Annotated in this window: 17 protein-coding genes; 10 read left to right on the top strand and 7 right to left on the bottom strand. The window is 76.6% G+C overall.

From position 1 onward, the window contains the following. The first annotated feature begins 63 nt into the window (after positions 1-63). Positions 64-1,515: a phytoene desaturase family protein gene (locus tag FA014_RS08530; RefSeq protein ID WP_154729266.1), complete on the top strand. Its 1,452-nt coding sequence runs from the start codon at positions 64-66 to the stop codon at positions 1,513-1,515. A 12-nt stretch (positions 1,516-1,527) separates the two neighbouring features. On the opposite strand, the gene FA014_RS08525 is transcribed toward FA014_RS08530, so the two are convergent. Further along, positions 1,528-2,568 carry an App1 family protein gene (locus FA014_RS08525; RefSeq protein ID WP_154729265.1) on the bottom strand — a complete coding sequence of 347 codons (1,041 nt, stop codon included), beginning with the start codon at positions 2,566-2,568 and terminating at the stop codon, positions 1,528-1,530. Positions 2,569-2,737: 169 nt separating this feature from the next. Between FA014_RS08525 and FA014_RS08520 the strand changes: the two genes are divergently transcribed. Next, positions 2,738-3,547 (top strand): DUF1684 domain-containing protein, encoded by an 810-nt coding sequence (locus tag FA014_RS08520; protein WP_154729264.1) that lies wholly within the window; start codon positions 2,738-2,740, stop codon positions 3,545-3,547. A gap of 154 nt (positions 3,548-3,701) precedes the next feature. On the opposite strand, the gene FA014_RS08515 is transcribed toward FA014_RS08520, so the two are convergent. Further along, a complete protein-coding gene (locus FA014_RS08515) occupies positions 3,702-4,127 on the bottom strand; it encodes a transferase (RefSeq protein WP_154729263.1) in 426 nt (141 codons plus the stop codon). Between the two features lie 236 nt (positions 4,128-4,363). On the opposite strand from FA014_RS08515, the gene FA014_RS08510 reads away from it, so the two are divergent. The 6 genes from FA014_RS08510 to FA014_RS08485 all read left to right on the top strand — a co-directional run bounded on the left by FA014_RS08510 (position 4,364) and on the right by FA014_RS08485 (position 14,129). Further along, on the top strand, positions 4,364-5,125 hold the full coding sequence (locus tag FA014_RS08510) for a DeoR/GlpR family DNA-binding transcription regulator (protein WP_154729262.1): 762 nt from the start codon (positions 4,364-4,366) through the stop codon (positions 5,123-5,125). A gap of 15 nt (positions 5,126-5,140) precedes the next feature. After that, a complete protein-coding gene (locus FA014_RS08505; protein WP_154729261.1) occupies positions 5,141-6,181 on the top strand; it encodes a zinc-dependent dehydrogenase in 1,041 nt (346 codons plus the stop codon). Positions 6,182-6,386: 205 nt separating this feature from the next. Beyond that, positions 6,387-7,928: a PTS mannitol transporter subunit IICB gene (locus tag FA014_RS08500; RefSeq protein ID WP_154729268.1), complete on the top strand. Its 1,542-nt coding sequence runs from the start codon at positions 6,387-6,389 to the stop codon at positions 7,926-7,928. Next, positions 7,925-8,362 (top strand): PTS sugar transporter subunit IIA, encoded by a 438-nt coding sequence (locus tag FA014_RS08495; RefSeq protein ID WP_154729260.1) that lies wholly within the window; start codon positions 7,925-7,927, stop codon positions 8,360-8,362. The genes FA014_RS08500 and FA014_RS08495 overlap by 4 nt, the downstream gene beginning before the upstream one ends. A 239-nt stretch (positions 8,363-8,601) precedes the next feature. Further along, positions 8,602-11,727: a DEAD/DEAH box helicase gene (locus FA014_RS08490; RefSeq protein WP_154729259.1), complete on the top strand. Its 3,126-nt coding sequence runs from the start codon at positions 8,602-8,604 to the stop codon at positions 11,725-11,727. Between the two features lie 59 nt (positions 11,728-11,786). Further along, positions 11,787-14,129 carry a glycoside hydrolase family 65 protein gene (locus FA014_RS08485; RefSeq protein ID WP_154729258.1) on the top strand — a complete coding sequence of 781 codons (2,343 nt, stop codon included), beginning with the start codon at positions 11,787-11,789 and terminating at the stop codon, positions 14,127-14,129. A 42-nt stretch (positions 14,130-14,171) separates the two neighbouring features. On the opposite strand, the gene FA014_RS08480 is transcribed toward FA014_RS08485, so the two are convergent. Then, entirely contained in the window at positions 14,172-15,056 is an 885-nt protein-coding gene (locus FA014_RS08480) for a LysR family transcriptional regulator ArgP (RefSeq protein WP_154729257.1), read from the bottom strand. Positions 15,057-15,176: 120 nt separating this feature from the next. On the opposite strand from FA014_RS08480, the gene FA014_RS08475 reads away from it, so the two are divergent. Then, positions 15,177-15,797: a LysE/ArgO family amino acid transporter gene (locus tag FA014_RS08475; RefSeq protein ID WP_442861499.1), complete on the top strand. Its 621-nt coding sequence runs from the start codon at positions 15,177-15,179 to the stop codon at positions 15,795-15,797. Positions 15,798-15,810: 13 nt separating this feature from the next. On the opposite strand, the gene FA014_RS08470 is transcribed toward FA014_RS08475, so the two are convergent. Next, positions 15,811-17,244: an amino acid permease gene (locus FA014_RS08470; RefSeq protein ID WP_154729255.1), complete on the bottom strand. Its 1,434-nt coding sequence runs from the start codon at positions 17,242-17,244 to the stop codon at positions 15,811-15,813. A 118-nt stretch (positions 17,245-17,362) separates the two neighbouring features. After that, on the bottom strand, positions 17,363-19,072 hold the full coding sequence (locus tag FA014_RS08465; RefSeq protein ID WP_419178383.1) for a BCCT family transporter: 1,710 nt from the start codon (positions 19,070-19,072) through the stop codon (positions 17,363-17,365). Between the two features lie 115 nt (positions 19,073-19,187). On the opposite strand from FA014_RS08465, the gene FA014_RS08460 reads away from it, so the two are divergent. Beyond that, positions 19,188-19,580, top strand: coding sequence for a GNAT family N-acetyltransferase (locus FA014_RS08460; RefSeq protein WP_154729254.1), 393 nt, complete (start codon positions 19,188-19,190; stop codon positions 19,578-19,580). A gap of 25 nt (positions 19,581-19,605) precedes the next feature. Here the strand turns inward: FA014_RS08460 and FA014_RS08455 are convergent, their stop codons facing one another. Together FA014_RS08455 and FA014_RS08450 are read right to left on the bottom strand one after the other, a co-directional pair. Continuing rightward, a complete protein-coding gene (locus FA014_RS08455) occupies positions 19,606-20,637 on the bottom strand; it encodes a serine hydrolase domain-containing protein (protein ID WP_154729253.1) in 1,032 nt (343 codons plus the stop codon). Between the two features lie 67 nt (positions 20,638-20,704). Then, positions 20,705-21,161, bottom strand: a 457-nt coding sequence (locus FA014_RS08450) for a D-alanyl-D-alanine carboxypeptidase family protein (RefSeq protein WP_154729252.1), incomplete at its 5' end; no start/stop codon positions are given.

Raw genomic sequence — 21,161 nt, 5'->3', positions numbered from 1 at the left:
CCGCGCGGTCGCCCCGGACGCGCGGCGCGGCCGGGCGCACCGGCGCGGCACGGCGACCGCGAGGTGGACGCCGTCGTCGTGGGCGCCGGACCGAACGGCCTGGCCGCGGCGGTGACCCTGGCCCGCGCGGGCCTGGAGGTCGTCGTGCTGGAGGCCCAGGACACCGTGGGCGGCGGCTCCCGCACGCTGGACCTCGGCCTGGCCCCCGGGGTGGTGCACGACATCTGCTCGGCGGTGCACCCGATGGCGTGGGCGTCGCCGTTCTTCCGGTCGCTGGGGCTGCACGAGCGGCTGGACCTGCTCACGCCCGCCGCGTCGTTCGCGCAGCCGCTGGACGGCGGCCGGGCGGCGATCGCCTACCGGGACCTGGACCGCACCGCCGACGGGCTCGGGGCGGACGGCCCCGCCTGGCGGGACACGTTCGGCCCGCTCGCGGAGCGGTGGGAGGACGTCGTCGCGCTGGCGCTCGGCGACCACCGGAGCGTCCCGGCGGGGGCGACGCCCCGGTCCGCCGTCACCGCGGCCCGGTTCGCGCTCGCGGTGCTGCGCAACGGCCAGTCGGTCGTGCCGTCGGCGCTGCGCACCGAGGAGGGCGCCGCGCTGCTCACCGGGGTCGCCGGGCACGCCATCACCCCGCTGCCGTCCCTGGCCGCGGCGGGCACGGCGGTGCTGCTCACGACGCTCGCCCACGCGGGGCACGGCTGGCCGGTGGTGCGCGGCGGGTCGCAGGCGATCGCCGACGCGCTGCTCGCGGACCTGGTGCGGCTCGGCGGCCGGGTCGTCACCGGGCACCCGGTCGCCCGGCGCGCCGACCTGCCGCCCGCACGCGCCTACCTGTTCGACACCGGGCCGCGGCTGGTGGCGCAGGTGTTCGGCGACGCGATGCCGCCGCACCTGGTGCGCGCGTACGCCGGCTTCCGGTACGGGAACGCCGCCGCCAAGGTCGACCTCGTCGTCGACGGGCCGATCCCGTGGGCGCACCCCGACGTGCACCGGGCGGGGACCGTGCACCTCGGCGGCAGCCGGGACCAGGTGGTCGCCGCGGAGCGCGCCGTCGGCCGCGGCCGGCACGCCGAGCAGCCGCTGACGCTGCTGTCGGACCCGGCGTCCCTCGACCACGGGCGGGTGTCCGGCGGGCTGCGCCCGGTGTGGGCGTACGCGCACGTGCCGGCCGGGTCCGACGTCGACCCGACCGAGACGGTCGTCCGGCAGATCGAGCGGTTCGCGCCCGGGTTCCGGGACACCGTCGTCGCGTCGCAGGGCATCCCCGCGGCCCGGCTCGCCGAGCACGACGCCAACCTGGTCGGCGGCGACATCTCGGGCGGGGCGATCTCCCTGGTCGGCATGTTCACCCGGCCGACGCCGCGGCTCGACCCGTTCGCCACCGGGGCTCCCGGGGTGTACCTGTGCTCGGCGTCCGCGCCCCCGGGGCCGGGCGTGCACGGCCTGTCCGGCTGGTACGCCGCCCGGCGCGCGCTGCGCCAGGTGTTCGGGCGGGCGGACCCGGCGGCCTGAGGCCGCGGCCCGTCAGCCGATGACGCCCGCCTCCGCGAGCTGGTCCGCCAGGGCGCGCCCGTCGGGCGCGTGCACGGTCACCACCGACGACCGCTCCAGCTCGTCGACCGCGCGCCGGGTGGCCGGCGTCGGCCCGGGCAGGCCGTTCTGGGCCACCTGCTCGCCGACCGACAGCTCCCGCACGGCGATGGCCGCGACCCGGCCGGGGTTCTCCGCCGCGAACGTCTCGTAGACCTGCGGGTCGTGCTGTCCGTCGTCCCCGACGAGGATCCACTGCAGTCCGGGCAGCTCCTCGGCGAGCCGGCGCAGCGTCGCCGCCTTGTGCTCCCGCCCGGAGCGCATCAGCGCGGCGCCCGTCGGCCCCAGGTCCGTGAGCAGCAGCGACCCCTGGGGCAGCCCCACGCGGTGCAGGAACCGGGACAGGGCGCTCGCCGTGTTCCACGCGCCGGTCGACAGGTAGAAGACCGGGGCGTCCGGGTGCGTGGCGGTGAGCCGCCCGTACAGCTCGGGCATGCCGGGTACCGGCTTGCGGCGCGCCTCCGACCGGACCAGGAAGTTCCACGCCGCGAGGTGCGGGCGCGGGACCATCGTCACGAGCACCGTGTCGTCGATGTCGCTCACGATGCCGTGCGTCGCCGCGGGGTCGACCACCTGGACCGGCGCCGGCACGTCGGCGTCCTCGCCCACCGAGAGGTAGAGCGTCTGCCAGCCCGGCTCCAGCGGGACGTCCAGCCACGCGTCCAGGTAGCCCCCGCGGTCCGTGCGCGCCACCAGCAGGTCCGGCCCCTCGCCGGGCTGCGCGCGGACCCGCACCTCGGCGTCCGGCAGCTCGGCCGACAGCAGGTTCCGCCAGCCCCGGCGGGCGATGCTGCCCGGCGTCGGCGCGTCCGGCGCGGTGAGCAGCACCCGGGCGCGCACCCGCGAACGGTGGACGGTCCCGTACGACGGGTAGGCGACCACGCGGGGGGTGTACCCGCGGCGGGACAGCAGGCGGACGACGGCGGAGGTGACCCGGTCCTCCGCACGGGCGGCGAGGGCGGCGAACGTCGGCATGCCGGTCAGTATCGCGGCGGCGCGGCCGGGCCGCGCGGCGGGCCGCGCGCCGGGGACCCGCCCCGCGCGGACCACCGGTCACGTCGTCTCAGCCCCCGCGACCGGGCACCGCGACCCCCGGGGCGCGGTTAGCGTCTCCCCGACCGCGCGCACCCCGAGGAGCACCCCCGTGACCAGCACCGACGATCCAGCCGCCCTGGCCGGCTGGCGCGCCTGGGCCGCGGCCCGGGACGCCGAGCTCGCCGACCCGTACGGCTGGCTCAGCCTCACCGCCCTGCACTGGCTGACCGGGACGCCGACGGCCTACGACGACCTGCCGGGCCTGTGGTGGGCCGACGACGCCGGTATCCACGTCGACCCCGGCAGCGGTCCGGCGGGCACGCCGGACCGGGCGCTCACGCTCGACGGCGCCCCGCTCGGCGCGGCCGCCGTCGTGTGGACGCCTGCCGGCGGTGCCGTCGGCGACCTGCGCGCCGGGGACCGCCTCCTGGAGACGGTCGGCCGCGGCCCGCTGAACCGCGGGGTCCGGGTGCGCGACCCGCTCGCCCCCGCCGTGACCGCGTTCACCGGCGTCCCGCGGTTCCCCCACGACCCCGCCTGGGTGCTGACCGCACGCTTCGAGCCGGCTGCCGCGGGCACCGTCGAGGAGACGGGCTCGGTCGCGGGCGGGGTACGGCACCGCCGCGACGTCGCGGGGCACGTCCGCTTCACCCACGACGGCGCGGAGCACGTGCTCCAGGTGGCCGGAGGCGGCCAGCCCGCGATCTGGTTCCGCGATGCCAGCAACGGCCGCGAGACGGCAGCGTTCCGGCTGCTGGCCGTCGACCCGCGCCCGGACGGCTCCGTGGTCCTCGACCTGAACCGCGCCGAGAACGCGCCGTGCGCCTTCAGCGACCACGGCACGTGCCCGCTGCCGCCCGCCGACAACACGCTGCCGTTCCCGGTCCTGGCGGGCGAGCGCCGCCCGGCGGGCCGCTGACCGACCCGCCGAGGTCGAGGGTTCGCGGCGAGGTCGAGGGTCTCCGCCCGCCCGGCAGCGGGAAACCCTCGACCTCGGCGGCGGCACCGGCTGCGGGCACGACGACGACCCGGCCCGCCGCAGCGGCCCGGGTCGTCAGGGGCAGGTCAGGCGGTCAGGCCACCAGGTGCCGGTCGAGGCGGCGGCCGCCGCGGACGGCGGTGCCGGGCACGACAGCGCCGGGCTCCACCCGCGACTCGGGCGCCACGACCGCGCGGGGCTCCAGCCGGGCGTCGGCGCCGATCTCGGCGCGCACGCCCACGGAGGCGCCGGCGCCGACGGTGGCACCGCGGGCCAGGTGCACGTGCGACCCGACGGTCGCCGCCACCTCCACGCGGGCACCGGGCTCCACCCAGCAGTGCTGCCCGATCCGGGCGCGCGCCTCCACGCGGGCTCCCGGGTCCACCCAGGCGGAGTCCGCGACGTACGCCGTGTCGTCGACGACGGCGCCCTTGGCGACGAGCCCGCCGCCGTTGCCGTGACGCTGGTAGCGCACGACGGTGCCGTCCTGCATCTCGAGGTCTTCGTATCGCTTCTTCATCCTGCCCTCCCCAACGCCCCGCGCGGCCCCGTTGTTCCCGCAGTCACGAACTCGGGGACGCGCACCCGCGACGGCACCCGACCTGCGTTTGCCCCCGCATCGCTGTTTGGTTCGGTCTGGGTTCCCCCGTTTTTGTTGACTTCACGTGTGTCCTCCGCCACAGTGGGCACTGCCGGGCACCGAGGCCCGACGCGGCGCCAGCACGGGCCGCACCCCGGAGACAGGACACCGCCGTCGTGTACCCGCCCGAGCGCCACGCGCTGATCCTCGCCACCGCCCGCACCGCGGGCCGCGTCGAGGTGCAGCAGCTCGCCGCCGAGCTGGACGTGACGCCCGAGACGGTGCGCCGCGACCTCACGGCGCTCGAGCGCATGGGCCTCGTGCACCGCGTGCACGGCGGTGCCGTGCCGGTCGAGCGGCTCGGCTACGAGCCCGCCCTCGCCCAGCGCGAGCACGAGCTCGGCGCCGAGAAGGACCGGATCGCGAAGGCCGCCCTGGACGAGCTGCCGGAGGGCGGGTCGGTGATCCTCGACGCCGGGTCGACCACCGTGCGGCTCGCCGAGATGCTGCCCGCCGACCGCGAGCTGACCGTCGTCACGCACGCCCTGCCGGTCGCCACCGTGCTGGCCGCGCTCCCCCTCGTGACCCTGCACCTGGTCGGCGGCACCGTGCGCCCCCGCACGCTCGCCGCCGTCGGGTCCTGGGCCGAGCGCGCGCTCGCCGACATCCGGGTCGACGTGGCGTTCCTCGGCACCAACGGGCTGAGCGTCGAGGCCGGGCTGTCCACGCCCGACCTCGCCGAGGCCACCGTGAAGCGCGCGCTCGTGGCCGCCGCGGCCCGCACCGTCGTGCTCGCGGACCACACCAAGGTCGGCCGCACCGAGCTCGCCGTCGTGGCGCCGCTCGGCCGCGTCGACGCCGTCGTCACCGACAGCGGCGTCGCCCCGGAGCTCGCCGACGAGATCGAGTCCGCCGGCCCGCGCGTCGTGCGGGCCTGAGCCCCAAGGAGAGAGATGAAGGTCTTCCGCTTCTACGCCCCCGGTGACGTGCGCCTCGAGGAGGCGCCCGAGCCGACGCCGCAGGACGGCGAGGTCAAGATCCGGGTCCGCGCCACCTCGATGTGCGGCACCGACGTCAAGATCTCGACCTCCGGCCACCTGCGCATCCGGCCGCCGCGGGTCATGGGCCACGAGATCGCCGGGGAGGTCGTGGAGGTCGGCGCCGGCGTCGAGGGCTGGGCGCCGGGCGACCGCGTCCAGGTCATCGCGGCCATCCCCTGCGGCGAGTGCGAGTTCTGCCGCGCGGGCGCCATGACCATCTGCCCGAACCAGGTGTCGATGGGGTACGACTTCGACGGCGGGTTCGCGCCGTACATGATCGTGCCCCGCGAGGTGCTGAAGGTCGACGGCCTGAACCGGATCCCGGACAACGTCTCGTTCGCCGAGGCCTCGGTCGCCGAGCCGTTCGCCTGCGCGATCAACGCCCAGGAGATCGTCGACGTGCACAAGGGGGACGTCGTCGTGGTGGTCGGGTCCGGCCCGATCGGCTGCCTGCACGTCCGCCTGGCCCGGGCCCGCGGCGCCGAGAAGGTGGTCCTGGTCGAGCTCAGCCGCGAGCGCCTCGACCTCGCCGCCGCGGTCGTGCACCCCGACGTCGCGATCTGCGCCGCCGAGGTCGACCCGGTCGAGGCCGTCAAGGAGGCCACCGACCGCCGCGGCCCCTCGGTGGTCATCACCGCCGCCGCCTCGGGCGCCGCGCAGGAGCAGGCGCTGCAGATGCTGGCGCCCCAGGGCCGGCTCAGCCTGTTCGGCGGCCTGCCCAAGGACCGGCCGACCATCACGTTCGACTCCAACGTCGTGCACTACCGCGAGCTCGCCGTCTTCGGGGCGAACGGGTCCAGCCCCGAGCACAACCGCCAGGCGCTGGCGCACATCGCCGACGGGAGCGTCCCCGTCGCCGACCTCATCACCCACCGGCTGCCGCTGGACCAGGTCGCCGAGGGCATCGACGTCGTCCGCACGGGCGCGGGCATCAAGGTCACCATCGAGCCGTGACGCGCCTGCCGGCAGGCAGCCGTCCACCACCACGAAGGAGCAGGTCAATGAGGATCCTCTCCGCGCCGGGCAGCGCCCGGCCGACCCCCCGTGACGGGGAGGTGTGAACCCCGTGTCCACCGCAGCCGCCACCACCGCCCCCGCCCCGTCGCGGGGCAAGCAGGCCCAGGTCCGCGTCCAGCGGTTCGGGGCGTTCCTGAGCGCCATGATCATGCCGAACCTCCCGGCGTTCCTCGCCTGGGGCCTGATCACGTCGCTGTTCATCGCCGTCGGCTGGCTGCCGAACGGCATCCTCGGCGGGTTCGGCAACGCCGACGACCCCGGCAGCTGGCAGGGCGCCGCGACGCAGCTCGCGCTCGCCGACGACGGCACCACGTTCCAGCAGTACATCGGGCTCGTCGGCCCGATGGTCACCTACCTGCTGCCGATCCTGATCGCCAACGCGGGCGGGCGCATCGTCTACAAGGAGCGCGGCGGCGTCGTCGCGTCCATCGTGGCCGTCGGCATGATCACCGGCTCCACCGTGCCGATGTTCCTCGGCGCGATGGTGGTCGGCCCGCTGTCCGCGTGGGTGATCAAGAAGGTCGACGCGCTCTGGGCCGGCAAGATCAAGCCCGGCTTCGAGATGCTCGTCGACATGTTCTCGGCCGGCATCCTCGGTGCCGCGATGGCCGTGGCGGCGTTCTTCGGGTTCGCGCCGATCATCACCAGCGTCTCCGACGCGCTCGGCAACGTCGTGTCCTGGATGGCCGACAACCACCTCATGCCGCTGATGGCCGTGGTCGTCGAGCCGGCGAAGGTGCTGTTCCTCAACAACGCCATCGGCAACGGCGTCCTGGTGCCCCTGGGCGCCCAGGAGGTCGTCGAGCAGGGCAAGTCGCTGCTGTTCCTGGTCGAGTCCAACCCCGGCCCCGGCCTGGGCATCCTGATGGCCTACACGTTCTTCGGCGTCGGGGCGGCGCGCTCGTCCGCCCCCGGCGCGGCGGTCGTGCAGTTCATCGGCGGCATCCACGAGGTGTACTTCCCGTTCGTGCTCATGAAGCCGACGCTGATCATCGCGGCGATCCTCGGCGGCGCCACCGGCATCGCGACCAACGTGGTGTTCGGCAGCGGCCTGCGCGGTCCGGCGGCACCGGGGTCGATCATCGCGGTGTTCGCGGCGACGCCACGGGACTCGTTCGTCGGGGTCACGCTCTCGGTGGTCCTGGCCTTCGTCGTGACGTTCCTGGTGGCCGCGGTCATCCTGCGGGCCTCGCGGAAGCGGGACCTCGCGGCGGGCGGCGGCGACCTCGCGGCCGCGATCGCCCAGACCGAGGCCAACAAGGGCAAGTCGTCGGCCGCGCTCGACGCGATGGCCGCCACGGTCGGCGCCGGCACGGCCACCACCGGCGGCGCCGGCCCGACCGACGGCGCCGCGGGGTCCACGGCGGCGCCCGTCCGCTCGATCGTGTTCGCGTGCGACGCCGGCATGGGGTCGTCCGCGATGGGCGCGAGCATCCTGCGCGACAAGCTCAAGAAGGCCGGCCGCGGCGACATCACCGTGGTCAACAAGGCCGTCGCCAACCTGGAGGACGACGTCGACCTGGTCATCACGCAGCGCGAGCTGACCGACCGGGCCCGCCGGCACGCGCCCAGCGCACGGCACGTCTCCGTCGACAACTTCCTGTCCAGCCCGGTCTACGACGACGTCGTGCGGGCGGCCCAGGCGCAGTCGCAGGCGGAGACGGCGGAGAGGAGCACGCCATGACCGAGCTGCTGAGCGCCGACCTGGTCGTCCCCGCGGGCAGCGCCCGCACCAAGGACGACGCCATCCGGGAGGCGGGTGCGCTGCTGGTCGGCTCGGGCGCGGTCGAGCCGGGGTACGTGGACGCGATGTTCGAGCGCGAGCTGACCATCTCCACGTACATGGGCAGCTACCTGGCGATCCCGCACGGCACCAACGCGGCCAAGGGGGCGATCCACCGGTCCGCCGTGTGCCTCGTCCGGTACGAGGAGCCGCTCGACTGGGACGGCAACCCGGTCCGGGTCGTCGTCGGGATCGCGGGCGTCGGCGACGAGCACCTGTCGCTGCTGTCCCGGATCGCCCTGGTGTTCAGCGACACCGAGCGCGTGCAGCGCGTGCTCGACGCCACCACCCGGGAGCAGCTGACCGCGGTCCTGGCGGAGGTCGAGCCGGCCTGACCGCGCCGGCCGCGCGGCCGGCGCCGCGCGGCCGGCCCCGAGCCGCGCGGCCGGCGCGAGCGAGTAGTCGACACGTCGAGCGAGTACCCAGTGGGTACTCGCTCGACGTGTCGGTTGCCCCCTCGGCGCGGAGGGGCGACGCGGAGGGGCGGCCAGGAGGGGCGGCGCCGGCCGGGCGGCGGCGCCCACCGGGCGGCTCGCGCGCGGGGCTGTCGGGCCCGTGTGGCAGCATCGGGGCCGTGCCCGCCGTCCCGTCCCCCGCCGACCCGGCGGGCGGACCCGGCGACCCGGCCGGCGACTGGCGCGCGGTGCTCGACGGGCTGCTCGCCTGGGGTGCCGACGCCCCCGCCGCGCGCAGCCGACGTGCCGGGCTGCAGGTCGAGCTCCGCGAGCTCACGCCCCGCACCCGCGAGCGCTGGAACGGCCCCGTCTCCCGCACGGCCGTCGCCCGCGGCCCCGGTGAGCCCCCGGACCCCGCGACGGCCGGCTACCGGCTGGGCGTCCGGCCCGTGACCCGCACCGACCGGGGCTGGACCCGGGGCAGCGTCACCTGGGCGAACATCCCGCACCTGCGGGCCCGGCTCGACCTGGACCCCGAGCAGCACCGCTGGTTCTGCCAGGTCGGCGCCCTGCACCGTGCCGCGGAGCCGCCGGTGCCGGGCCAGGACGCGGCGTGGGTGTACCTCGACGACTTCGCGAACCCCGTGCTGTGGGACCTGCTGGACCAGGCGCAGGCGCTCGGGATCGTGCTGGTCGGCTCGGGGGCCGGCGCCGAGGTGCGGCGGGCGGGCGCGGCCCGGCTCGGGCTGGACGTCGCCCGCACCGCCGACGGCCCCGACGGCCCGGGCGGCCTGCGCGTCGCGGCGCACCTCACCGTCGACGGCGAGGCGCACCCGGTCGCGCACGCGCACGCGATCGGCGACCACGGCGTCTACGTCGTGGACCCCGCCCACCCGCGCCGCGTGCTGCTCGCCCCGACGGCCGAGCCGCTCGGCCCGCAGCAGCTCGCCCTGCTCGGGGACACCGCCGGCGGGCGGACGGTCGCGGACGCGCTCCGCGCGGGCGTCGTCGTCCCGGCGGACCAGGCCGGCGCCTTCCTGCGCGAGCGGCTGCCCGCCCTGCGCGCGGGGCTCGACGTGGGGAGCGCCGACGGCTCGGTCGTGGTCCCGCCGCCCGCTCCGCCGACGCTCGTCCTGACCGTCCGGCACCTGCCCGGCCGCGTGGTCGACCTCACCTGGCGGTGGGACGGGCACGCCCGCTCGGGACCGGCCCCCGACCCGCGGACGCTGGTGCCGGCGGACCTGGTGCCGGGCGGCTGGCCGGACGGGGCGGACGACGCCGGGGCACCCGGGACGCCCGACCCCGGCCCGGACGCCCACCCGCCGCTCGCGCTGCCCGCCACGCTGCGGGACGCCGACGCCGCCGACTTCGTCACCGGGGCCCTCCCGCGCATCGCCGCGCTGCGGGGCGTGCGGGTCGACACGGTCGGCACCGTCCCCGACTACCGGGTCCTGCACGACGCCCCGGTGCTCACCGTCACGGCGCAGCCCAGCGAGCGGACCGACTGGTTCGACCTCGGCGTGACCGTGACGATCGGCGGCCGCACGGTGCCGTTCGGGCCGCTGTTCACGGCGCTCGCGCAGGGGCGCCGGCGGCTGCGCCTGGTCGACCACACCTACCTGTCGCTCGACCACCCGGCGCTCGAGCCGCTGGCGGCGCTGGTCGCCGAGGCGCGCGAGCTGGCCGAGTGGGAGACGGGGCTGCGGGTGAGCCGGCACCAGACCAGCCTGTGGGCGGACCTCGCCGCGCTGGCCGACGAGGCGGAGCCGCCCGACGCGTGGCGCGGGCTGCTGGCCGAGGCCGCCGGCGACGCCCCGGCCCCCGTGCCGGTGCCGGCCGGGCTCCGGGCGGACCTGCGCCCCTACCAGGCCGAGGGACTCGCCTGGCTCGCGTTCCTCTGGCGGCACCGGCTCGGCGGGATCCTGGCCGACGACATGGGGCTCGGCAAGACGCTGCAGACCCTGGCGCTGCTGCAGCACGCCGTCGAGTCCCGCGGCGAGGTCGAGGAGCACCGCCCGTTCCTCGTCGTCGCCCCCACCTCGGTCACCCCGAACTGGGTCGCGGAGGCCGCCCGGTTCACCCCGGGGCTCACCGTCCGGCGCGTCGAGGCGACCCAGGCGGCCGGTCCGGTCCCGCTCGCGGACGTGGCCGCCGGCGCCGACGTCGTCGTCACGTCCTACGCCCTGCTCCGCCTGGACGCGGCGGCGTACGCCGCGGTCGGCTGGGCGGGCGTCGTGCTGGACGAGGCGCAGCAGGTGAAGAACCCGGCGTCGCGCGTGCACCGCGCGGCCAAGGACCTGGGTGCCCCGTTCGTGCTCGCCCTCAGCGGCACCCCCGTGGAGAACTCGCTCACCGAGCTGCACGCGCTGCTGGACCTGGTGGCGCCCGGGCTGCTGCCGCCCGCCGCGACGTTCGCGCTGCAGTACGTCCGGCCGATCGAGGACGCGCACGCCGGGATCGCGACCGGCCCCGGCGCGGGCGACCTGCCCGAGTCGGCCGCCCGGCTGCGGGCCGGCCGGCTCGAGCGGCTGCGGCGCCGGATCCGCCCGTTCCTGCTGCGCCGCACCAAGGACCTGGTCGCGGCCGACCTGCCGGAGAAGCAGGAGCAGACCCTCACCGTCGCCCTGGACCCCGCCCACCGCGACGTCTACGACCGGTACCTGCAGCGCGAGCGGCAGAAGGTGCTCGGCCTGATCGACGACCTGGACCGGCAGCGGTTCATCGTCTACCGGTCGCTGACCCTGCTGCGGATGCTCGCGCTGGACGCCTCGCTCATCGACCCGGCGCTGGCCGGCATCCCGTCCGCCAAGCTCGACGCCCTGCTGGAGCAGCTGGACGACGTCGTCGCCGAGGGGCACCGCGCGCTGGTGTTCAGCCAGTTCACGTCCTACCTCGCGCGTGCGGCGGACCGCCTGGACGCCGCCGGCGTGCCGTACGTCTACCTGGACGGCTCGACCACCCGGCGCGGCGAGGTGGTCGACGAGTTCCGCACCGGCGACGCGCCGGTGTTCCTGCTCAGCCTCAAGGCGGGCGGCACCGGGCTGAACCTGACCGAGGCCGACTACGTGTTCCTGCTCGACCCGTGGTGGAACCCCGCCGCGGAGCAGCAGGCCGTCGACCGGGCGCACCGCATCGGGCAGGACCGGCCGGTGCTGGTCTACCGGCTGATCGCCGAGGGCACCATCGAGGAGAAGGTGGTGGCGCTCCAGGCGCGCAAGGCCGCGCTGGTGGACGCGGTGCTGGACGACGGCGACCTGTTCTCGACCACCCTGACGCCCGACGACCTCCGCGGCCTGCTGGGCTGACCGCCCCGCCGGCCGGCGCTCCCCGCGCCGTGCCGGGGGCGCTGTGGTGGAGTGACCCCGTGCTCCACCGATCCGACGACCCCTGGCACGTCCGGCAGTCCCGCCTGGACCTGCACCACCCCGCGGCCGCCGCCTCCGTGCTGACGCTGTCGAACGGCTACCTCGGCGTGCGCGCCGTGCCCGAGCGGCCCGGCCACGGGCTGGGCCCCGGCACGCTGCTCGCCACCGTGTACGAGGAGGTGCCGCACACCTACGCCGAGCGGGCGTACGCCGACCCGGCGGTGGACGAGGTGCTGGTCCCGGTCGTCGACGCGTGGGCCCTCGGCTGGTCCGTCGACGGCGACCCGGTGGACGCGGCCCCGGGCGACGACGACCCCGGGGCCGGCCCCGGCCCGGCCGGCGACCGGCACCACGACGACCGGGTCCTCGACCTGCGTCGCGGCGTCCTCGACCGCGAGCAGCGCTGGACCGCGCCGTCCACCGGCGCCACCGTCGTCCTGAGCACCCGGCGGCTCGTGCCGCTGACCCGCCGCGGCGTCGTCGCGACCCGCTGGCGGGTCCGGGCCGAGTCCGACGTGACGCTGACCGCGCGGCCGGTGCCCGGCTGCGGGCACGCGGGTGCGCCGCCCGCGCACGAGCCGGGCGTGCGCACGCTGACCTGCCGGCACGACCCCGAGGGCTCGGCGGTGCACCAGCGGGCGGAGCGCTCGGGGCACGAGGTGGTGGTGCGCACCGCGCACGAGGTGACCGCCGACGAGGGCGCGAGGCCCCGGTGGTCGACCGACGACCCGGCCGGCGCGGTCCTCGCCGTCGACCTGCGCGCGGGTCAGGCCGTCGAGGTCGTCGTGCTCGCCGCGTACGCGGGCGGGACGGACGCCGGGGCGCTGCACACCCGGGCGGACGCCGAGCTGCGCGGGGCCCGGCTGGCGGGCTGGTCGGGCCTGCGGCACGAGCAGGAGGCCGAGCTCGCGGGGATCTGGGCGCGCGGCGACGTCCAGGTGGAGGGCGACGACGAGCTGCAGCGGGCGGCCCGGTACGCGCTGCTCCAGGTGGTGCAGGCCGCGGCGCAGGCGGACGGCGCGGGGATCCGGGCGAAGGGGCTGGCGGGCACCGGGTACCACGGGCACACGTTCTGGGACTCGGAGTGCTTCGTGCTCCCGGTGCTGGACCACGTCCTGCCCCGCGCCGCGGCGGACCACCTGCGCTGGCGGCACGCCACGCTGCCCGCGGCCCGCGCCCGGGCGGCCGAGCTCGGGCTGCCGGGGGTCACGTTCCCGTGGCGGACCATCAGCGGGCGGGAGTGCTCCGGCTACTGGCCCGCCGGCACCGCGGCGTACCACGTGAACGCCGGCGTCGGGTGCGCCGCCGCCCGGCACGTCGCCGCGACCGGCGACGCGGTGTTCGACCGGGACGTCGCCGTCGACCTGCTGGTGCCGACCGCGCGGCTGTGGGCCGGCCGGGGCCACCACACCCCGGAGGGGTTCCGGATCGACGGGGTCACCGGCCCGGACGAGTACACCGCCGTCGTCGACAACAACACCTACACGAACCTCGTGGCGCGGGAGAACCTCCGCGCCGCGGCCGACGCCTGCGAGCGGCACCCCGACGTCGCGACCCGGCTCGGCGTGACGGCCACGGAGCGTGCCGAGTGGCGCCGCGCGGCGGACCGGATGCTCGTGCCGTACTCCGCGGAGCTCGGCGTCACCGAGCAGCACGAGGGCTTCACCCGGCACGCCCCGTGGGACTTCGGCGCCGCGGAGAACACGCGGTACCCGCTGCAGGAGCACCACCCGTTCGTCGAGCTCTACCGGCGGCAGGTCACCAAGCAGGCCGACCTGGTGCTGGCCCTGCACGTGGCCGGCGACGACATCCCCGTCGAGCAGAAGCGCCGCGACTTCGCGTACTACGAGGCGATCACCGTCCGGGACTCGTCGCTGTCGGCGCCCGCGCAGGCGGTCGTCGCCGCCGAGGTCGGCCACCCGGACCTCGCCTACGCGTACGCCCGGGAGTGCGCCCTCATCGACCTGTCCGACCTGCGCGCGTCCACCGCCGAGGGGCTGCACGTCGCGGCGCTCGCGGGCGCGTGGACGGGGCTGGTCGTCGGCCTGGGCGGGCTGCGGCAGCGGGGCGACGCGGTGCGGCTGGCGCCGCGGCTCCCCCGCCGGCTGACGCGCATCGCGTTCACGGTGCTGCAGGCGGGCGCCCGGGTCGAGGTCGACGTGCGGCACGACGTGGTGGCCTACCGGCTGCTGTCCGGCGAGGAGGCGCGGCTCGACCACCACGGCGAGCCGGTGCACCTCACGACGGCCGCGCCCGAGCAGGAGCGCCCGCAGCCGCCCCTGGAGCAGCACCCGAGCCCGCCGCAGCCGCCGCACCGGCACCCGGTGTTCGACGAGACCTGACGGCGTCCGCCCGGCACCGGCCGCGGCGGCGGGCGCCCCGGCTCAGCGCAGGTAGGCCGCCGCGGCCGCCCGGACCGCCGCCCCGGTGCGCTCCAGCGCCGCGGTCCGCACGGTCCACTGCTGCCAGTGCAGCGTCACGTCGACGTGCCGCCCGGGGTCCAGGTCGACGAGCGTGCCGTCCGCCTCACCCGCGCTCGCGTCGGCGTCGGGCAGCATGCCCCACCCGAGGCCGAGCCGGACCGCCAGCGTGAAGTCCGCCGACGCGGGCACGTGGTGCCGCGGGGGCAGCGCCGGGTCCGCACCGCGCCCGCGCAGGTAGCGGTCCTGCAGGTCGTCCTTGCGGTCGAACACCACGAGCGGGGCGCTCGCGAGGGCGGACGGCGTCGGGCCGTCCGGGAGCAGCGCCGCGGCCCGGTGCACCGCGATCATCGGCCGGTACCGCAGCACGCCGAGCCGGTGGGAGGTGCAGCCCTGCACCGGGCGGGCGGCCGTGGTGATGGCCGCGACCACGGTGCCCTCGCGCAGCAGGTCGGCGGAGTGGTCCTGGTCCTCGCGGTGCAGGTCGAACACGATCTCGTCGGCGAGCGTGGCCAGCGCCGGCAGCACCCAGGTGCCGAGCGAGTCCGAGTTCACCGCGATCGGCAGCACCGGGCGGCCGGACGTCGCCCCGGCGGTCACCGCGGCGTGCGCCTCGTCGGCCAGCGCCACGACCTGGCGGGCGAGCCGGAGGTAGACCTCCCCCGCGGCCGTGACCCCGGCGGGCCGGGCGCGGCGCACCAGCACCTGCCCGACGGCGGTCTCCAGCGCGCGGATCCGCTGGCTCACCGCCGACTGCGTGAGGTGCAGGGCCACGGCGGCGCCCTCGAACGAGCCCTCGTCCACGACGGCGAGCAGGGCGCGGAGCTGCGGGAGGTCGACCTCGGCCATGCGGGGACCCTACCGAGCCGCGCGCGTCCTGCGGGGGCCGGAGGTCCCATCAGCGCGGCTGATGCGCTATAGAATTCAGTCGTTGGACTGATGGCACCCGTGGGCCCTACGGTCGGCCGCGTGCCCCCCTCCCTCACCGCCGCGCTCACCGGCCTCGCCTTCGGCCTGTCGCTCATCGTCGCCATCGGCGCGCAGAACGCCTTCGTGCTCCGCACCGGCCTGCGCCGGGAGCACGTGCTGCCGGTCGTCGCCGTGTGCGCACTGTCGGACGCGGTCCTGATCGCCGCCGGGGTGGCCGGGCTGGGCACGCTCGTCGACCGGCACCCGGCCGTGCTGACGGTCGCCCGGCTGGCGGGGGCGGCGTTCCTGCTCGGCTACGCCGTCGTGGCGGCCCGGCGGGCGCTGCGCCCGGGCGCGGCGCTCACCGCGGACGACGGCGACGCCACCCCGCGGCGGGTCTGGCCCGTCGTCGCCACCTGCCTCGCGCTGACCTGGCTCAACCCCCACGTCTACCTGGACACCGTCGTGCTGCTGGGCTCGGTGGCGGGCACCCACGGCGGGGACCGCTGGTGGTTCGGCGGCGGCGCGGTGCTGGGCAGCCTGCTGTGGTTCACCGGCCTCGGCTACGGCGCGCGGCTGCTGCGCCCGCTGTTCGCGCGGCCCGGGGCGTGGCGGGTCCTGGACGGGGTGATCGCCCTCGTGATGACGGCGATCGCGGCGAGCCTGCTGCTCGGGCTGTGACCGCGGCCCGCGGTCAGGCCCGCGCCACCGCCGCGGCCCGGCGCCGGCGGACCAGCGCCGTCACCCCGTAGATCCCGACGACCACGGCGACCAGCCCCGCGGTGGAGAGCAGCTGGCCGCGCGCGGACCCGTCCGCGAGCATCAGCGCCACCAGCCCGGCCAGCGCGGCCAGCGTCGCCCAGGTCAGCCACGGGTAGCCCCACATCCGCAGCGGCAGCTCCTCCCCGCGCGACCGGGCCTCCGCCTCCAGCCGCGGCCGCAGCCGCAGCTGCGCGACCGCCACCAGCACCCAGACCACCAGCAGCGCCGCGCCGACCGCGTTCAGCAGGATGCCCAGGAGCGTGTCCGGCAGCGCCCAGTTCAGCCCGACGGCCACCACGCCGAACGCGACCGACACGAGCACGGCGACCCACGGCACGTCGCGGCCGGACACCCGGCGCAGCACCGCGGGCCCGTCCCCGCGGGCGGCCAGCGAGTAGGCCATCCGGGACGTCGCGTACACGTTGGCGTTGAACGCCGAGAGCAGCGCCACGACCACGACGGCCTCCATCAGCCGCGCCGCACCGGGCAACCCGGCCACGTCGAGCACCGCGACGAACGGGCCCTCCTGGAGCACCGGGGCGTCCCACGGCAGCACGAGCACCATGATCGCCACCGAGCCGACGTAGAACAGCAGGATGCGCCACAGGATGGTGCGGGTGGCCCGGCCGACCGCGCGCTGCGGGTCGCGCGCCTCCGCCGCGGCGATCGTCACGATCTCGATGCCGCCGAACGCGAACACGACGACCAGCAGCCCCGCCGCGACCCCGCCGAGCCCCGCGGGCGCGAAGCCGCCGTGGCCGAGCAGGTTCGTCGTCCCGACGGGATCGGTCCCGGGCAGCAGCCCCAGCACCAGCAGCACCCCGAGCACCAGGAACACCACGATCGCCGCGACCTTGACCAGCGCGAACCAGAACTCGAGCTCGCCGAACTTGCGCACGCCCGCGAGGTTCGCCACGGCGAACACCGCGACGACCACGAGCGCGACCAGCCACTGCGGCACGCCCGGCGCCCAGCCGGTCACGATCCGGGCCACGCCGGTGACCTCGGCGCCGAGCACCATGATCAGCGTGAACCAGTAGACCCAGCCCAGCGTGAACCCGGCCCAGCGACCGAGCGCCGCCTCGGCGTACACGGAGAACGACCCGCTCGCCGGCAGCGCGGAGGCCATCTCGGCGAGCATCCGCATCACCAGCACGACGAGCACGCCGGCGAGCGCGTAGGACACCAGCACCGCCGGGCCCGCGGTCGCGATGCCGACACCGCTGCCGAGGAACAGCCCGGCGCCGATGGCGGAACCGAGCCCCATCATCGTCAGGTGCCGGGTGCGCAGGCCGTGCCCGAGGTGCTCGGCGGGGGCCGGCGCGGCGGGCCGGGCGGTGGACGGTGCGGGGGTGGCGCGGGGCATGCGGCTTCCTGGTGCGGGGGGGTGCGGACCGGCGGCGCGGGCCGGTGCGGTCCGGTCGCCGGGGAGCCGGCCGCGGTCGCCGTGGCCGGCGACCCACCGTAGCGGGACCGCGGGGCCGCTACCGACCGCCGCGCTCCCGGGAGCGCCGCCACCGGCTCAGGCGCTCGTCGAACCGCCGGTCCACCCGGTGGTCGACCTGGCGGGACAGCTGGCGCGAGACCTGCTCGTCGATCTGGGCGCGCAGCTGGCGCCGCTCGGCGCGCAGGAACGCGGTGTGCTCGGCGTGCAGCGCCCGGGAGGTGGAGACCACCATCCCGATCATCACCACGCTGAACGGCAGGGCGATGAGGATCGCCGCCGTCTGCAGCGCGGTGAGCCCCCCGGCCAGCAGCAGGGCGATCGCCAGGACGCCGCCGAGCGCCGCCCACACGACGCGCAGCGGCGTGGGCGGGTGCGGGTCGCCGCCCGCCGAGAGCATCGACACCACGAGCGCGCCGGAGTCCGCGGACGTGATGAAGAACAGGGCGACCAGGATGATCGCGCCGATCGACAGCACCGTCCCGCCCGGCAGCCCCGCGAGCAGGTCGAACAGCGCGTTCTCCGGGACGACCTCGCCGTCCGGGCCGACCAGCCCGCCGCCGCCGAACAGCTGGCGGTGCAGCGCCGAGCCGCCGAGCACGGAGAACCACAGGAAGCACACGATCGTCGGGACCAGCAGCACGCCGCCCACGAACTCCCGGACCGTCCGCCCGCGCGAGATGCGCGCGATGAACACGCCCACGAACGGGGACCAGGAGATCCACCAGCCCCAGTAGAACGTCGTCCACGCGGCCTGCCAGGCCTCGCCCTCGGCGCCGGAGTACGCCGACACGTTGAACATCAGCGGGATCGCCTGCGACAGGTAGGTGCCGATCGACTGCACGAACTCCCGGAGCAGGAACAGCGTCGGGCCCAGCAGGAGCACGGCGACGAGCAGCACCCCCGCCATCGACACGTTGATGTTCGACAGCCACTTCAGGCCCTTGTCCAGGCCGGACACCACGGACAGCGTGGCGACGCCGGTGATCGCGATGATGAGCACGACCTGCAGCGTCGTCGAGCTCGTCGCGATGCCGGTGTGGTCGAGGCCCGCCGTGATCTGCAGGACGCCGAGGCCGAGCGACGTCGCCACGCCGAACACCGTGCCCACGACCGCGGTGATGTCGACCGCGTCGCCCAGCCGGCCGCGCACCCGGTCGCCGAGCAGCGGCTCCAGCGACCACCGGATCGACACCGGTCGACCCTTGCGGTGCACCGTGTACGCGATCGACAGCCCCACGACCACGTAGATCGCCCAGGCGCTCAGCCCCCAGTGCAGGTACGTCTGCGACATCGCGGCCTGGGCGAGCTGCTCGGGCGTCCCGGTCACGCCGGGCTTCGGGTTCGCGTAGTGGCTCAGCGGCTCGGCGACGCCCCAGAACACCAGGCCGATGCCCATGCCGGTGGCGAACAGCATCGAGAACCACGTCATCAGCGGGTACTCGGGCTCGTCGTCGTCCTTGCCGAGGCGGATGTCGCCCCACCGGCCCGCGCCCAGCCAGATCGCGAAGGCCACGAACCCGGCGACGAGCGCCACGTAGTACCAGCCGAACCCGCTGACCACGTTCGTCTGGACGGCGCCGATGACCCGGCTCGCGGTGTCGGGGAACAGGATCGTGAACCCGGAGACGACCGCCACGACGGCTGCCGAGCCCCAGAACACCGCCCGGGACGTGCCCCAGGGGCCGAGGCCGGTGCCCGGTCGGGGCACCTGCTCGTCGGTCGCGGTGTCGGTCGTCGGTGTCGCCACGGGGGTCCTCTCGGCGGTCGGCGCAGGGCGGCGCCCACACTAACCAGGCCGGTCACCACCCACCACAGGATCGTCCCGCCCCTCGCACCACCCGGGACGGCGCACCGCCGGCGCCGTGACCCCGCGGTTCGTGGCGGCCGAGCGCACCGCGGACGGGGTGCTCGTCGGGCACGTGTACCGGGCGCCGCACCGGCCGGAGGCGTGGCGGACCTGGACCGTCGGATACGTCTTCCACCCCGCGCACGGCGGCGTCGGCTACGCCACCGAGGCCACCCGGGCCGTGGTCGACCACTGCTTCCGCGCCGAGGGCGCGCACCGGGTGGTCGCCCGCTGCGACCCGCGCAACGCGCCGTCCTGGCGGCTGCTCGACCGGCTGGGGATGCGGCGCGAGGGGCACGAGCGGCGGTGCGCGTCGTTCCGCGGCGGCGCGGACGGGGCTCCCGAGTGGCACGACGCGTACCTGTACGCGGTGCTCGCCGAGGAGTGGCCGCACGGCGACGGCGCGTGACGCCGGGGCCGACCGCCCGACGTCGTCAGCCCGCCGCGGGCCCCCGCAGCACCGGCCACGCGCCGTCGGACGTGTTGGCGATCACGGTGACCGTCACCCCGGTCGCGGGGTCGTGCCGGGTGCGCGCCGAGACACCGGCGTCGTAGCCCTCCAGGACCAGGTCGGGCGAGTCGAGGCCGAGCCAGAAGCCGCGCCCGTACCGCATGCCCTCGTCCTCGACGACCCGCAGCGGCTCGGTGAGCCGCGCCACGGTCGCCGGCGACACGATCCGCCCGGCGGTCAGCGCGGGCCAGAACGCCGCGAGGTCGGCCGCGGTCGTGGCGAGGCCGCCGTCGCCGCTCCCCCGCACCGGCAGGTGCAGCACGTTGGTCCGGGGGCCCTCGGCGTCCAGGTAGCCGACCGCCAGGTCCGCCGCGGGCTCGTCCGACCGCGGGAACCCGGTGCGGGACATCCCGGCCGGCCCGAGGACCCGCGCGGTCACGAGGTCGGGGAACGGCACGCCCGCCACCCGCTGCGCGACGAGCGCCAGCAGCACGTACCCGGCGTTGCTGTACGCGAACGCCGCGCCCGGCTCCGACACCTGGGGCTGCAGCGCGAGCATCGGCAGGTAGGCCTCGGTGTCGTCCAGCGCGTGCGGCGGCAGGGTCAGCACGTAGTCGGTGATCTCCCCGTCGCCGCCCTCGTCCAGGTAGTCGCCGATCCCGGACGTGTGCGCGAGCAGCTGGTCGACGGTCACCCCGTCGTCCACCAGCGGCAGGTCGTCGCCGAGCACGGGCCGCACCGGGTCGTCCCAGCCCAGCCGCCCCTCCTCGACGAGCGAGGCGATCGCCAGCGCGGTGAACCCCTTCGCGACGCTCGCCACGCCGAACCGGTGCTCGACCGAGGCGGGCACCCCCCGCGCCCGGTCGGCCCAGCCGTACGCCCGCGCGAACAGCACCTCCTCGCCGGCCGAGACGTGCACGACCCCGCTCAGGCCGGTGGCCTCGGCGCGGGCGTGCAGAACGGGACCGAGGTCCTCGGGGGCGGTCGTCGGGCTGCGGTCCTCGGCGGTCGTCATGCCGCGACCGTACGAGGCCGGGCGCGACGGGGACCAGCGGTTACCGGCCGCCGGCGGCCGCGCGCCGTCACCAGCCCCAGGAGGAGTCCGGGTGCTGCTCGGGGCACGTGTCCGCCCCGTCCGGCAGCTTCTCGAAGTGCCACACCTCGTTGGCGTAGGTCTGGCACAGCCCGAACTCGAGCCCGTGCTCCGCGAGCCAGTACGCGCCCTGGGTCGCGCCCACGTCGATCGCCATTCCCTGCACGTGCGCGGACTTCTCCGGCGGCAGCACCCACCGGTAGGCCTCCGGCACGCCGTGCTGCGCCACGGCCTGGTCGACGAGCCGCTGCTGCTCCTCCTCGGTGCGCTTGCCCGAGGTGATCCGCAGCTCGACGTCCTCCGCCGCGGCGGCGGCGCGGGCCGCCTCGAACCGCGCGGCCAGGTCGGCGTCCACGCCGTCGAGGCCGTCCGCGGGCTCGCTCGGCGGCGCCTCGGGCACCGCGCCGGGCGCCGCGGAGGGCAGGTCGGGCACGGCGCCGGGGGCG

Source organism: Cellulomonas hominis, from assembly GCF_005239125.1.
Taxonomy (GTDB): Bacteria; Actinomycetota; Actinomycetes; order Actinomycetales; family Cellulomonadaceae; genus Cellulomonas; species Cellulomonas hominis_A.
Note: the sequence above shows the minus strand (reverse complement) of the source record. Positions and strands in the feature narration are given on the sequence as shown.